The organism is Streptomyces sp. NPDC046859 (genome assembly GCF_040645135.1).
Lineage (GTDB): Bacteria > Actinomycetota > Actinomycetes > Streptomycetales > Streptomycetaceae > Streptomyces.
The window spans coordinates 85,097-98,687 of sequence record NZ_JBEYXR010000019.1 but is presented as its reverse complement, the minus strand read 5'-3'; the positions used below and the strand labels follow the sequence as shown (position 1 = coordinate 98,687).

Sequence of the window (13,591 nt, the reverse complement as noted above, 5' to 3'; positions counted from 1 at the left end):
AGGTTTCGCCTTGGACACCGACGACGAACTCCGCATCGACGCCCCGCACCGCGAACTGCTGGACCAGGTCCTCGACAAGTGGTCGCTCGGCGTCCTCAACGAACTCTGCGAACGCCCGTGCCGCTTCAACGAACTGCGCCGGGCCATCCCCCAGGTCACGCAGAAGTCCCTGACCGCGACACTCCGGCGGCTGGAACGCAACGGTGTGGTCGAGCGCGAGGTCGTCTCCACGCGCCCCGTCGCGGTCGAGTACCGCATCACGCCCCTCGGCAAGACGCTCCGGCACCCCGTCGAGGTACTGCTGGCGTGGGCCGCGCAGAACATGCCGGCCATCGAACGCGCACGCGAGGTTTTCGACGGGCGGGAAGAAGCGCGGCTCTGAGAGAACGGCCCGCCGGTGCATCCCTCCGCTCCGCGGTCAGCGGGTCGTCCCTGTCACCGGCCGGGCGGCCGCCCCCGTGAGGGCGATGGTGAACGGATGAGCGGGGGTCGCCAGAACCTGACGCGTCGGACCCTCCTCGACGAGTTCCCCGCCGTCCAGGACGGCGACGCGATGGGCCAGCGCGGCTGTGCTCAGGTCGTGGGTGATCAGGACCAGGGACAGGTCGCCGCGGTCTTCGACCAGTCCGGTGAGGACGTCGAGGATGCCCCGACGGGTGAGCGCGTCCAGGCCCGAGGTGATCTCGTCGCACACCAGGACGCGGGGACGCGCGAGCAGGGCACGGGCCAGGGCGGCACGCTGGAGCTCGCCGCCGGACAGCCTGCCCGGACGCCGGTGGGCCGGGTCCTCCGGAAGACCGAGGCCGGCCAGAGTGGTCAGAGCCTCCCGCATCGCCGTGTCCTCGTCGGCGCCCCGGAGGCGTACGGCGGTCCGGGCGACCTGCTGGACGACGGGGCGGTGCTCGTCGAAGGCGGCGCGCGGGTCCTGGAAGACGTACTGCACCGCTGCCAACTGAGCCCGGCTGCGGTCGCGCAGACTCCGTGCCAGCGGATGGTCACCGAGGAGGATCTCGCCGTCGTGGTCCCGGTGGAGGCCGGCGACGCAGCGGGCCAGGGTGGTCTTGCCGCTGCCGGACCGGCCGGCCACGGCGAGCGACCGGCCCGGGTACAGGGTGAGTTCGGGGACGCGTAACACCACCGCGGCGCCGCGTGCGCCGTCGCGGTACCGGGCCGTGAGGCCGCGCACCCGGAGGACGGGTGGCGGCTCGCCGCCGCCGGTCGGTACGCCGGGCGGCGATGCGCGCGACCTCGGTGACTCACGCCTGGAGACCTGGCACCGGGCGTCCGTCGACTCAGCGTGCCCGTGCAGCAGTTCACGGGTCCATGGGTCCCGCGGGGAGGTCCGGACCTGCCCGGCCGGGCCGGATTCGACGACCCGGCCGGCCCGTAGCACCACCACCTCGTCGGCGAGGGCGTGCACCATGTCCAGGTCGTGGCTGAGCAGCAGCACCGCGATACCGCGGGCCGCGACGGCCCGGAACCGTTCGACGACACGGCTCTTGGTCAGGGCGTCCTGGCCCGTGGTGGGCTCGTCGGCCACGACGACCCGCGCCCCGAGCAGCAACGCCTGGGCGAGGACGACGCGTTGCTGCTGGCCGCCGGAGAGCTGGTGGGGATAGCGCCGCAGCAGGGCTTCGGCGTCCGGGAGCTGGGCCTCGGTCAGGGCACGCAGGACGCGGTCGCGGGCCGCCGCCCGGCGCTGCCGTAGTGGAAGCCGGCGTACCTGCGTGCCGGCGATGTCGGTCAGCAGCGCGGAGATGGGACGGGCGGGGTTGAGGACCGCAGCGGGATGCTGGGGGACGTAGCCGACCGGGCCCCCGTCCGCCACCCGTACCTCACCGGTGACGCGGGCACCCTCCGGGTACTCGCCCAGCAGGGCGAGGCCGGTGGTGGTCTTGCCGCTGCCCGACGCGCCGATCAACGCGGTGACCCTGCCGGGCCGGACCCGCAGGCTCACCCCGTCGACGATCGCCCGACCCTCCACGACGACGCGCAGATCGCGGATCTCGGCGACGGGATCCACCGCCGTGTCCCGGCCGTTCACGGACGTCCTTCCTTCCTCGGCCGCCGTCCGCCCTCGTCCAGCGCGGCGTCGAAGAGCAGGTTCGTCCCCGTCGTCAGCGTGACGATCAGCAGGGCGGGGACGACCACGGCCCATGGCTGCACGAACAGCCCCGTCCGGTTGCGGTCCACCATGACCGCCCAGTCGGCGGCGTCGGGCGCCACGCCGACCCCGAGGAACGCGGCCGTGGCGACCAGGTAGAGCACGCCGGTGAGCCGGGTGCCGGCGTCGGCGGCCAGGGGACGCAGCATGGCGCGGCCGACATAGCCGACGGCCGTCCGCCACCACGTCTCGCCCTGCATACGCAGTGCCTCGACCGCCGGCCGGGCGGCGGCCTCCGCGGCGGCGGCGCGCACCAGCCGGGCCGCGTCGGGCACGTTGGCCAGCGCGACCAGCAGGGCGAGACCCACGGCGCCCGGCGAGAACACGGTGGCCGCCAGCAGGACCAGCAGCAGGGACGGCACGGCGAGCAGCACGTCCAGGGGGCGCAGCAGCAGTTCCTCCAGCCAGCGGTGCCGGGTGAGCGCGCCGCACAGACCGACCGGGAGGGCGACCAGGTACGTCAGGACGGTCGCGGCGAGCGCGGTCAGCAGCACCGGCCGCCCGCCGTGCAGCACCTGCCGCCAGACGTCCCGGCCCACGAAGTCGGTGCCGAGCCAGTGGCCCTCACCCAGCGTGAAGGACGCTGCCCGCGGACCCGGATCACCCGCGAACACCGGGCCGAGCAGCGCGAGGACGAGCGGTACGGCGACAACGGCGAGGCCGAGGGTGAAGCGGCCCGCACATGCCGGGGTCCTTCCTCGTACGGCGGCGGAGACAGGGGGACACGGCGGCGCGGGCAGCGATCCCAGGCGGCGTAGCCGCAGGACGCCGAGCGTTGAGGCGAGCCCGGTCAGCACGCAGCACGCCCACGGCAGCCACGCGGCGTCGCCGTGCCTCCCGGTGTCCATGGCCCAGCCGACGACCGCGTTGCCGATCGCGGCGGCGACACCGGAGACGACGTAGAAGAGGCCGAAGTGGGTGCCGGTCAGCCCGGGGCGGCCGAAGGCGGGGACCATGTCCATCACGAACGGCTGGGCGACCATCACCCCGAGGTACAGCAGCAGGGCACCCGCCAGCACGGGCAGTACCCGCAGCACCGGGTCGTCCGGGCCACCGGACGCCGTGGCGACCGGGACGGGCAGGAACGCCGACGCCATGAGGCACAGCCCCGTCGCGACCCAGCGGGCCCGGTCCCCGTGCCGCTTGAGCGCACGGGTCAGGCGCAGCTGGAGCAGGAGGCTCGCGAGGGCGCCGACGACGAAGACCAGGCCGGCGGCGCCGTCCCAGCCGGTGGCCCGCCGTGCCTCGTCGGGCAGCAGCAGGTACAGCTGGCTCTCCAGGGTGAACAGGCCGGACATGGCGAGCGCGAAGGCCAGGAAGGCGCGGTTGCCCAGCACCTCCCGCCAGTCGGCGAGCACACCGCCCCCGCTCGGCTCGACCGGCCGGGCGGGCAGCAGCAGGGCCTGTGCGACCGTCAGGACCGCGAAGATCCCGGCGGCCGTCAGCGCCGAGGTGCGGAAGTCGATCAGCAGCAGCGCGCTGCCCAGCGGCGGGCCGATCAGCGCGCCCGTGGTGGCGAAGACGTTGAACAGGGCGAACGCCTCGGCCCTGCGTCCCTCGGCCTCCTGCGCGACATAGGACGGCGGGGTTGAACAGCGCGCCCGCGAACCCGCTGAGGACGGACGCCGCGAGCAGGACGGCCAGGTGGTCGCCGAGCCCGAACAGCGCGAACCCGGCGGTGCGCAGCGCGCACCCGGCGATGATGACGCCTCGCGCGCCCAGCCGGTCGGAGGCGGAGCCGCCGATGACGAACAGACCCTGCTGGCTGAGGTTCCTGACCCCGAGGACCATGCCGACGACGGCGGCCGACAGGCCCAGGTTCTCGGTGAGGTGGGTGGCGAGGTAGGGGATGAGGAGGTAGAAGCCGGTGTTGACGCCGAGCTGGTTGACCAGCAGGAGCCGAACGGCGGGCGGCAGGCGCCGTATCTCGTGCCAGGTCTTCACGGCGACCCGTCCCGCGGTGCGACGCCCAGCCCCGGCGATCCGCTCGCCCGAACCAGGCCGTCCTCACCGCCGATGCCGGTCCACGGGTCGTGCGCGAGCAGCAGGTGCCCGTCCAGATCGGCCCAGCGGGCCCGGTCGGCGAGGTGCACGGCGGGTGCGATCCCCAGCGTGCTGGCGGCCAGGCAGCCCAGCATCAGCCCGGTGCCGCTGCCGTCGATCAACTCGGCGATGCACAGGGCCGCGTGCACCCCGCCGCACTTGGCGAGCTTGACGTTGACACCGTGGACGCGCCCGGCCAGGCGGCGCACGTCTTCCAGGTCGACGGCGTCCTCGTCGGCGATGACGGGCAGCGGTGACCGCTCGGCCAGAGCGGCCAGCCCCTCCGGGTCGCCGGGGACGATAGGCTGTTCGACGGCCTCGACGCCGAGTGCGGCGAAGCGGGGCAGCAAGGCCCGCGCCCGCCCGGCGGTCCAGGCGCCGTTGGGGTCGAGGAGCAGCCGCGCGTGGGGCGCGGCGTCCCGGACGGCCCGTACGCGCTCGATGTCCTCTTCCGGATCGGCCGCCCCCGCCTTCACCTTGAACACCTGGAAGCCGCTCGCCGCGAGGGCGCGGGCCTGCGCAGCGGCACGCGACGGCGACGTGATGCCGATGGTGCGTGCGGTGGCCGCGACCGGGGTGTCCTCGGTGCCCAGGAGCCGGTGGACGGGGCTGCCCGCGCGCTTGCCGACCAGGTCCCAAAGGGCCGCCTCGACGGCGGCGGTCACGGCCGGGGGAGTACCGTCGGCGGCCAACTCCCCCGTACGCACGGCCTCCAGTGCGGTCTCGGGGTCGGGGAAGCGGTCCAGGTCCGCGCCGACGGCGGTGAAGTGCCGCGCGAGTCCCACCGCGTCTAGCCGGTAGTAGACGCTGCTGACGGCCTCGCCGTGACCGGTCACGCCCTCGTGCTCGAGGCTCAGCCGGACGGCGTCACGGGCGGTCATGGTCGAGCGGGAGATGCGCAACGGCTCGGCGAGCTCCAGGCGTACGGTGCACAGGCGGGCCCTCATCCGTCCTCCTCGGGGCGTGAGCGGATCGGTGACGCGGGCACGCGGGCCGGCCCTCATCCGTCCTCCTCACGCGTCGCCAGCGGGTCGGTGACGCGGGTGCACCGCGCCCAGCCGGTGGCCTCGGCCGCGTACGGGTGCGGGATCTCCACGGGACGGGTGGCCGCGGCGGCGGGATCGACGCCGTGGGCGGTGGTGAAGTCGTCGTCGTAGACAGTGGAGAGGTAGCGGTGCGGTCCGTCGGGAAAGACGGTGGCGACGACCGCACCCGGGTGGACCCGGGCCGCCCAGGCGGCGACGCGGGCGACGGCGCCGGTGCTCCAGCCACCGCTGACGAAACTGTCTCGGGCGAGCCCCCGGCAGCTGTCCACGGCCTCGGCCGGTCCGACCCAGTGCACCTCGTCGAACGCGTGGTAGGCGACGTTGCGCGGATGGATGCTGCTGCCCAGGCCGCGCATCAGGCGGGGACGGGCGGGCTGGCCGAAGATGGTGGAGCCGGTCGAGTCGACACCGATCAGCCGCAGTGCCGGCCAGTGCCGCCGCAGAGGGCCGATCACACCGGCGCTGTGCCCACCGGTGCCCACGCTGCACACCAGTACGTCCACACGGTCGAGCTGGGCGGCGAGTTCGGCGGCCAGCGAGGCGTAACCGGCCGTGTTGTCGGGGTTGTTGTACTGGTCGGGCCAGTAGGCGTCGGGCAGCACGGCGAGCAGGGCGCGCAGCCGCGCGATGCGTGCGGCCTGCCAGCCGCCCCGGGTCGCGGGCCGGTCCACGATCTCCAGTCGTACCCCGTACGAGCGCAGCAACTGCTTCAACGAAGGCTCCAGTTCGCTGTCGCCGACCAGGACGACGGGATGTCCGAGGGCCTGTCCGGCGAAGGCGAGCCCGATGCCGAGGGTTCCGGAGGTGGACTCCACCACGGGGGCGCCGGGGCGCAGTTCACCGCGCTCCCGCGCACCCATCAGCATCGACACCGCGGCCCGCGCCTTCATGCCGCCCGCGGCGAGCCCTTCGAGCTTGGCCCAGAAACCGGGGTGGGGACCGGGCAGGTCGGCGGTGACGCGGAGGACCGGGGTGCGGCCGAGCAGGGTGAGCAGTTCCGGGCGGGCGGTGGTCCGCAGGGCGGTGGTCACGGGGCGCCTCCCGGACATGCGGCGCGGTAGCGGTGGACGGTGCCGGGGCCGCCGTCCAGCCAGAAGAAGGGGTACGGCTCCGCACACACCGCGCTCACCCCGTGCCCCAGCAGCCGGGGGAGTACGGCGCTGCCGGTCTGGGCGAACATCACCAACTGCTTGTCGTGCCGCAGCGCGTGCTCCCGCAGCGCTTCGAAGGTCCCGTTGCCCAGAGTCATCCCGGACACGAGCAGGGCGTCGCAGCGGCCGGCCGAGCCGAGCGCATCGGTGACGACCGGCTCGCCCCACTCGGTGACCCCGCCCTTCAGGTCGCAGGGGATGTAGCGCAACCCTCGTGAACGCAGCGCTTCCAGCAGGGAGTTGACCACGCCGACCACGAGCACGGTCGACCCGGGCGGCAGCACGAGCAGCCCGGCGACCGCGCCGGCCCGGACCCGCGACTTCTCCAGTGACGTCCCGGCCGGCAGGACCACGGGCCCCGCTCCGTTCTCCGGGGTGTGCGGGGAGACGTGCATCAGGTAGGCGTCGAGCGCGGCGACCCGCACCGGTTGCATCGGATGCCCGAGGAGCCGGGCCACATCGGCGCCGGCGCAGTCCGACACCGCGCCGTCGGGCAGCGCACCGGGCTCGACCGCACAGCTGCCGACGGCTTCGGCCAGCCGCAGGCTGAGCACCTCGTTGCGGTATCCGGTGCCGCGCCCCTCGTGCCGTACGGCCTGCCGGGTGGTGAAGGCCACGGAGATCAGCAGCCCGGCCGGATCCGGGCCGAGTTCTCCGGCACGGGCGATGGAGAGCAGTTCCTCGAACGCCGTCGCGCTGCCGGCGAACGGGGCGGCGGAGACCGGACCGGCGGGGGCTGGGGTGGCAGAGGCCGTGCCGGCGGGCCTCATCGGATCACCATCCCGGACCGCACCTCGCCGAGGAGCGACTCGACGCGGGCGCGGGCGCCGGCGCCCGACGGGTCGCCCGCCATGACATGCCCCAGATACTCGTTGTTGCTGCCCGCCGCCTTCACCTGCCGTCCCGGTCTGGCGAGTTCCACCTCGAGCACGTCCGGCGCCGTCCGCACCCGACCGCCGTCCAGCGCGTCGAGGGTGCCCGTGGCCTCCGGTACGAGGAAGCCGATGGCGGCGCTGCGCAGGCCGGTGTCCGTGCGCCGCAGGTCGGGGGAGTGGCCCAGGCTGACGTCCACGAAGGCGGCGGCCAGGTCGATGCCGGTGACATGCCGTAGCAACTCGGTGATGCGGTTCCCGGCGGGCCGCGGATTGACCTCGACCACGCGCGGCCCGGCCGAGGTCAGCTTGATCTCGGTGTGCGCCACCACGCCGTCCGTCAGCCCGAGCGCCTCGAGCGCGCGGAGCGCGGTCCGCTCGACGGCCTCGACGTCCGCGGCGGACAGGGCGGCGGGGAACATGTGACCGGTCTCGATGAACGCCGGCTCCCCACCGACGCTTTTGTCCGTCACGCCGACGACGTGCACCGCGCCCGCGTGCGAGACCGACTCGACGCTCACCTCCGGGCCGTCCAGGAGTTCTTCGAGCAGCACGGCGGGCGCCCGCCGCTGTCCGCGCGTGTTGACCGGGAAGTCGGCCAGCGCCTTGACGGCGGTGGCGAGCTGCTCCTCGTCGTCCACGCGCCGCACGAGCATGCCGGCGCACAGGTCCACGGGCTTGACCACCAGCGGATAGCCGATGTCCCGCGCGGAACGGGCGAGTTCGGCCCACTCCTCATGCACCGCGAACCGCGGCCCGGGCACCCCGGCCTGAGCCAGCACCCGGCGGGTGGCGTCCTTGCGGCAGGCGTCCTCGACCGCGTCGGGAGCCGGTCCGGGCAGCCCGAGCCGGGCGGCCGTGCGCGCCACCACCGGCAGGTAGTAGTCACACGACGTGAGCACCCCGTCGAACCCCAACACGCCGTGCAGCCGCTCCACTTCGGGCAGCAGGGTCTCCGTGTCGTTGGTGTCCGCGGTGATCACGTTGCGCGCCCCGAGCAGCGGGTGCGCGGCGCCCTCGGGCGCGGCGCGCAGGTAGTGGTGCAGGTCGCGGGTGAGGAAGGTGAACTCGTGGCCACCCTCCCGGATCGCCCGTGGCAACAGCCTGCTCATCGATCCGACCCAGCTCTCGACCACCAGCAGATGGGCCACGGCTCCCCTTTTCGTGTCGTCGCGAAGGACGCGGCCCTGGAACCAGGACCGCGACGTCGTCGACACGATATCGGTAATCATTTTCATTGTTGGGTAGCGTGAGGGCCCCGATGAGGAAGGATCTTCCCGATGACCCGCACCACACCCGCCGGCTACACCGTGCGTCCCGCGACCCGCGAGGACGTCGACGGTGCCCGCGCCGTCATGCTCGACACCTTCTACGAGGAGTTCGGGTACGGCTACGTGCCCCGCTGGCACCGGGACGTCATGGACATCGAGGGGACGTACCTCGACGACCCCCGCCACGTCCTGCTGGTGGCCCTCCACGGCGGCGAGGTGGTCGCCACCACCGGCGTGCACTCGACGGGCCCGGCCCATCCGCCGCATCCCCGCCGGCTGGCCGAACGCTATCCGTCCGGCACCACCGCCCAGTTGGTCCGCGTCTACGTCCGGCCGGAGCACCGGCGCCGGTGCTTGGCGCGCACGCTGGTCGAGAGGGCCCGCGACTTCGTGGCCGGCACTCCGGGCTACGACCGCCTCTACCTCCACACCAACACGCGGGTGGCGGGTGCGGAGGCCTTCTGGCGCGGCGTCGCCAAGGAGGTCTTCGACGCCCGCACCACGGGGGAGCACGGCCCGGGTGTCGCCACCGTCCACTTCGAGATCCCGCTCTGAGACATCGGCAGCTCCGCCGCGTGCACCGTGCAGAGCCCGGTCGGCGACGGGATCTTCTACCTCGTCGTCACGACCGTGAACGGCTACCCCACGAGCGGCTGGCTCCAGGCCGAGGTGATTTCGTCCACGGCGGACGTCCCGGCGTGCCTTCCGGCTTGACGCAGCTCACCGTCGTAGGTGACGGCCCCGCGCGGTGATCACGCGGTGATGTACCTCGCGCGGGCCGTCAGGCGGTGAAGCCGCCGTCGACATGGATCGAGGCTCCGCCGGCGCTCCCTCGACGGGCAGGTGCTGCCGGCCGAAGTCCCCGGCGCGGACGCCCGCGTGCACAACGGCCGCATGGACCTCCTCGCCACGAACCGGCTGGCCCGCGCTACTACGCCGGCGTCCACGCCCGGGGCGGGAACCGGGCGCACGTGGCTGCCCTTCCGCCTTGGCAGCCGTGTTGCAACTGTCGCCAATGGTGCTTCCATGGAAAGAGGAATATGCCCACGGGCACAGGAAGTCCCGCGCCGACGACAGGCCACGTCGCGTAGGCCTCGTCCGGCGCGAGGGTGGAGGGAACAGGACCTCATGACCAAGGTCGTTCGCCATCCTGAAGGCAAGGAACGCCCGCGAGACGCCCCCTGGTACACGCTGTATCCGCGGCGGTGGGCGATGTCGGTGTTTGCGGCACTCGGTAGGCGCTGGCGTACGTTCAGAACCGGCCGAGAGGCCCGCAGAAGTATCGTGCCCAATCTGAGCTGGCGAAGGTATTTTCGGCTCAACTTTGCCCGGTGCATGCGGGTGTACGCCTATCTTTGCGCGGCCTTGCTTTTTGCCTGGCTGGTCCTGGGCATCTACTATTCGCATCCGCCTCCCGGACAGCAGTCGTGGTTCCAAGCCATGCAGTCAACCGCTTGGTTTGTCACGGTCAGTCGCTTTCTGGGGCCGGTCCTGGTGGCCGGGTTCGTGACAAGCCTCTTCCTGCTCTACTGGTACCACAGGACCAAGAAACCGATCGTCGACAAGGCGAGACACTCGCCGCACGACCTGGTCCCCACCGCAGGAACGCTCATCGACCGGATCGTCGGCCGCCGGGAGCTCGCCCAGGTCATAGCGCAGACCCTCCGCAATCACAGAACCCGCAGGCCGTATCTACTTGTTGGCGGCGTGGGGGTCGGGAAGACCGCCGTCTTGGTGGAACTCACCCGGATGCTCGCCCAACAGTCCGCCGTCCCGGTCCCGCTGCACTTGCGCGACATGGACGTGGACGGCGAACTCGATTTCGAGAAGATGGCCCGGCGCCGTTTCGCGGAGGAGGCGGATCAGGGGGTACTGGCCAGCGGCCAGATCGACAAGACATGGCGGCAGCTCCGTCTCGACGACAAGGCCGTCGTCCTCGCCGACGGGTTGGAGGAGGCACTACTGGACGACAAGCACCGGGACGACCGCGACAACATCATCCGCCGCGCCATAGACCGCGCCGACCGTCAGAAACTCCCCTTGGTCATCGCCTCGCGCCCGCATGCTCCCCTGGAGGGCACCCGGGCCGTGATCGCCGATCTGGAGCCGCTCAGCGAGGAGGCGGCGCTGGAATATCTGATGAGGGAATCCGGGGAGGTGGACGAGCGCCGCCTCGACTGGATCGTGGAAACGGCCGAGGTCTCCGAGTCTCCTATCTACCTGCAGATCGCCCGACTGCTTCAGCAGCGCGGGCTGCTGGAACACATGACGCTGCGCGAGGAGCCCGACCGCGTGGATACCCGCAGCCACGACTGTTCCACCCTCAGGCTGTGGTTGCTGGAGACCTACCGCAGAGCGCTGGAAGACGGCCGCATTCACGACAGACTCGTCATCGACCCGGAAGAGCGGCGGCAGACAGTCTGGGTGGCGTCGGCACTGGCCTGCCTGGGCCTGCTGCAGGACAACCTGGAGGTCACGTTCGACGACTTGATCAGGACCTATGCCGACGACCGGGCCGACGACGAGTCATCACGACGTTCCAGAGAGGCAGCAACACACTTTGAATCCGCATCGGGCGCCGCCCACGCCAGCGGGCTCACGGTGTCCAGGGCGCAGCGCGACACGATCTGGCGGGTGCTGCGCCGCCGGTTCGGCGAGCCGAGCTGGCTGAACGTCAAGGACTATCCGAACGAGTGCCAGACGGAATTTGCCCGCTATGCCGCTAACGGGCAACTTCTCGGACTGGTGAAGGGCTACGAGAGGAAAGTCCGGTTCCCGCACAGCATCATCCAGGCGTATCTCGGCTATTGCCTTCTGGGCGACATGGACACCGATCAGATCTGCGACATCGTGAAACCAGCGCTCCGCAGCCCCGGCCCGTCCCGCGAATTGCTCATCGCCCTGGTCCTGCTCTCCCGCCGACGGGCCGCCCCCCGGGGCGCAGCGGTGGACGCACCCTATGCGACGCCCGGGCGCCAGCCGGCGCCGGGCCCGCCCGGCCGGGGGCCTTCCGCGAAAATCACCCAACTGCTCCGTACAGAGGCGCAGTGCCGCCAGGACCCCAAATTCTTCGACCTCTACGCAGCCGCCCTGGAAATCGACAGCGTCAACCCGCAAACCGAACAGGACGGCATCGCTCGCGAACTCGCCGAGCTGTGGCCGAACAAGGAGATCCGGGGGGATCACCGGACCTTGCTGGACGCCAAGCTTCGCCTGGTGCGTCGCTTCGGCGCGGCCCTGCGCGAGCGCGAGGACCGCAGCGTGGAAAGAGCACGGCTTTCCCCCGGGCGGAATCCGCAGCAGCCTCTCCTCCGCTACCGCGCGGACTCCAAACTTCACTTTGTGCGGAACTTCGGAGCAGCTCCACCTGAGCGGACCGGTGGGACGCCGAAGCGGCCACTTCTCCCCTACTGGGAACTTTTCCAGATCGGCACCCACGAGCCCTCCCACCCCGTCCGCACCGCCATCACCCACCAGATCGCCGCGGGTGGCGACGGCGCCTTCTACGCCCTGCGCCGGGCCTTCCCGCGGGGAAGCGACCCGGTGCTCCAGTACCTGCGGCAGACCCGCGAGGCCAAGAAGCACATGGATGACGCGTACACCGCCTGGCTGACGGTTGAGGACTATCTCCCGGCGAGCCGACAGCACGAAGAGGACAGACGGCAACAGCACAGGAAACTGGAAGAGGAGTTCGAGAAGAAGCGTGCGGAGTCGTGGCGGTACTTCGCCATGCGGGCCTGGCTCGTCCCCATGTTCGTCGGCTCGGTCTCCGACACGTACCGCGACGAGGCGAAGGAACGGCTCGCCATCTGGCTGCAGCACCTCGTCCCCGCCGCCCGCCAGCCCAACCCCCTGATGCCCCGCGCCGCACGCGGCGAGCCGAACCTGCCGCTCTCCATGGAGAACGCCCTCGCGCAGGGCTTCAAGAACGCCGCAAACCGACGCAGGCGGCACCCCAACGCCTGCGACCAGACCCGGCCCTACCTGGTCAAACAGGCTGAGAAGATGCTCACCTGCAGCCGCTACTGGTACGCGCAACTGAGCCTGCTGCACGCGCTGTGCCTGTGGGCACTCCCCGACGGCATCCGCTGCGCACCGGCGCCGGCCGAGACGGACGGACACCGGCGCATCCACCGCGCACGCACGTCCACCGCTCCCGGCGGCGATGGGGGAACGGCTCAAGCGGGCAATGCGACCGACCCTGTGCAGTCCGTGAGTCGCTGGCTTGCGATGGCGGGCACCGCGCACGATCCCGACTCGCCAGGGGGGACCGCGCGGGAACGGGGGAACAGGCTCCTCCATCCGTTCGTCGCCGAAGCGGGCGACTTGGTGACCCTGGCCCTGGAGACCGGGCATCCGGAGCGGTTCATCTGGATCGACGAGAACGGCGCCAACGACAACGTCGGCTCCACCCCCGCCGACCCTGAACGCTACCGCAAGCACAACCTGTGGATCGCTCCCTCCGTCGGCTGGAGCATCCTGCACCCGCGCGCGCAACGCCTGCTCGCCGACGTCCTCATCATGATCAACCTCACCGAGCACAACGGAAGCCCCGACGACATCGAGGAACGCCTGAGACGCGCCAACAAAGCCACCCTCCCGCCCTGCCTCACAAAGGACCGCACCCCCCTGCACCTGGAGCGCAGCGTCGCCAGCGCCGACAAGGCGGATGAGTCCGGGTCCACCTGCCTGCCCACCTGTCACTTCCGGTTGTGCCCGTACCCGCCCAAGACCGGGAAGGCGCAGACGGAGATGGAGGAGCCGTTCTGCCGCCACCAGCAGCAACTCCTTCACAGCGGTTTCCGGCTGCGCCGCCCGACGTTGATCCGGCACACTGCCCCCTGGGTGAGCATCCCCGTCCGGGAACTGCACGTCTTCTGGGAGGAGATGGCCAAGCGAAATCGCAAGACGACGGCGGACAACACCTTCTCCGACCGTGAGCCGCCCTGACGCCGTCGCCATCAAGCCGGTCCCCACCGACCAGCCGAGCATGGTCAGCACGACTGTCACCGCCGTGGACTGGCCGTGGCGACCTTATTGTCTT

9 protein-coding genes and 1 pseudogene are annotated in these 13,591 nt (G+C 71.7%); 3 read left to right on the top strand and 7 right to left on the bottom strand.

Features of this window, described 5'->3' with window-relative positions:
- Positions 1-10 precede the first annotated feature (10 nt).
- A complete protein-coding gene (locus tag ABZ899_RS25955; protein WP_361350430.1) occupies positions 11-382 on the top strand; it encodes a helix-turn-helix domain-containing protein in 372 nt (123 codons plus the stop codon).
- Between the two features lie 36 nt (positions 383-418).
- Here ABZ899_RS25955 and ABZ899_RS25950 read toward each other — a convergent pair whose 3' ends face one another.
- The 7 genes and pseudogenes from ABZ899_RS25950 to ABZ899_RS25920 all read right to left on the bottom strand — a co-directional run bounded on the left by ABZ899_RS25950 (position 419) and on the right by ABZ899_RS25920 (position 8,427).
- The gene (locus tag ABZ899_RS25950) at positions 419-2,044 is read right to left on the bottom strand and encodes an ATP-binding cassette domain-containing protein (protein WP_361350428.1); all 1,626 of its coding nucleotides are present in this window, start codon (positions 2,042-2,044) and stop codon (positions 419-421) included.
- Positions 2,041-2,790 (bottom strand): ABC transporter permease subunit, encoded by a 750-nt coding sequence (locus ABZ899_RS25945; RefSeq protein WP_361350493.1) that lies wholly within the window; start codon positions 2,788-2,790, stop codon positions 2,041-2,043. The genes ABZ899_RS25950 and ABZ899_RS25945 overlap by 4 nt, the downstream gene beginning before the upstream one ends.
- A 102-nt stretch (positions 2,791-2,892) precedes the next feature.
- Positions 2,893-4,108: pseudogene (locus ABZ899_RS25940) on the bottom strand (MFS transporter); the annotation flags it as partial.
- Positions 4,105-5,154, bottom strand: a complete 1,050-nt coding sequence (locus ABZ899_RS25935) for a dipeptide epimerase (RefSeq protein ID WP_361350426.1) — start codon at positions 5,152-5,154, stop codon at positions 4,105-4,107. The gene ABZ899_RS25935 and the pseudogene ABZ899_RS25940, both read right to left, overlap by 4 nt.
- Before the next feature lie 53 nt (positions 5,155-5,207).
- Positions 5,208-6,302, bottom strand: a complete 1,095-nt coding sequence (locus ABZ899_RS25930) for a cysteine synthase family protein (RefSeq protein WP_361350424.1) — start codon at positions 6,300-6,302, stop codon at positions 5,208-5,210.
- Positions 6,281-7,174, bottom strand: a complete 894-nt coding sequence (locus ABZ899_RS25925; protein ID WP_361350422.1) for a DUF364 domain-containing protein — start codon at positions 7,172-7,174, stop codon at positions 6,281-6,283. The genes ABZ899_RS25930 and ABZ899_RS25925 overlap by 22 nt, the downstream gene beginning before the upstream one ends.
- The gene (locus ABZ899_RS25920) at positions 7,171-8,427 is read right to left on the bottom strand and encodes an ATP-grasp domain-containing protein (protein ID WP_361350492.1); all 1,257 of its coding nucleotides are present in this window, start codon (positions 8,425-8,427) and stop codon (positions 7,171-7,173) included. Before ABZ899_RS25920 ends, ABZ899_RS25925 begins: the two co-directional genes overlap by 4 nt.
- Before the next feature lie 129 nt (positions 8,428-8,556).
- On the opposite strand from ABZ899_RS25920, the gene ABZ899_RS25915 reads away from it, so the two are divergent.
- The gene (locus ABZ899_RS25915) at positions 8,557-9,102 is read left to right on the top strand and encodes a GNAT family N-acetyltransferase (RefSeq protein ID WP_361350420.1); all 546 of its coding nucleotides are present in this window, start codon (positions 8,557-8,559) and stop codon (positions 9,100-9,102) included.
- A gap of 573 nt (positions 9,103-9,675) precedes the next feature.
- Complete coding sequence (locus ABZ899_RS25910) at positions 9,676-13,497, top strand: ATP-binding protein (protein WP_361350418.1); 3,822 nt, start codon at positions 9,676-9,678, stop codon at positions 13,495-13,497.
- Positions 13,498-13,591: the final 94 nt, after the last annotated feature.

Bases quoted from the DNA above. Each gene is read 5' to 3' on its own strand.
- ABZ899_RS25935 (WP_361350426.1), bottom strand. From the start codon at position 5,154: ATGAGGGCCCGCCTGTGCACCGTACGCCTGGAGCTCGCCGAGCCGTTG.
- ABZ899_RS25930 (WP_361350424.1), bottom strand. From the start codon at position 6,302: ATGTCCGGGAGGCGCCCCGTGACCACCGCCCTGCGGACCACCGCCCGC.
- ABZ899_RS25925 (WP_361350422.1), bottom strand. From the start codon at position 7,174: ATGAGGCCCGCCGGCACGGCCTCTGCCACCCCAGCCCCCGCCGGTCCG.
- ABZ899_RS25915 (WP_361350420.1), top strand. From the start codon at position 8,557: ATGACCCGCACCACACCCGCCGGCTACACCGTGCGTCCCGCGACCCGC.
- ABZ899_RS25910 (WP_361350418.1), top strand. From the start codon at position 9,676: ATGACCAAGGTCGTTCGCCATCCTGAAGGCAAGGAACGCCCGCGAGAC.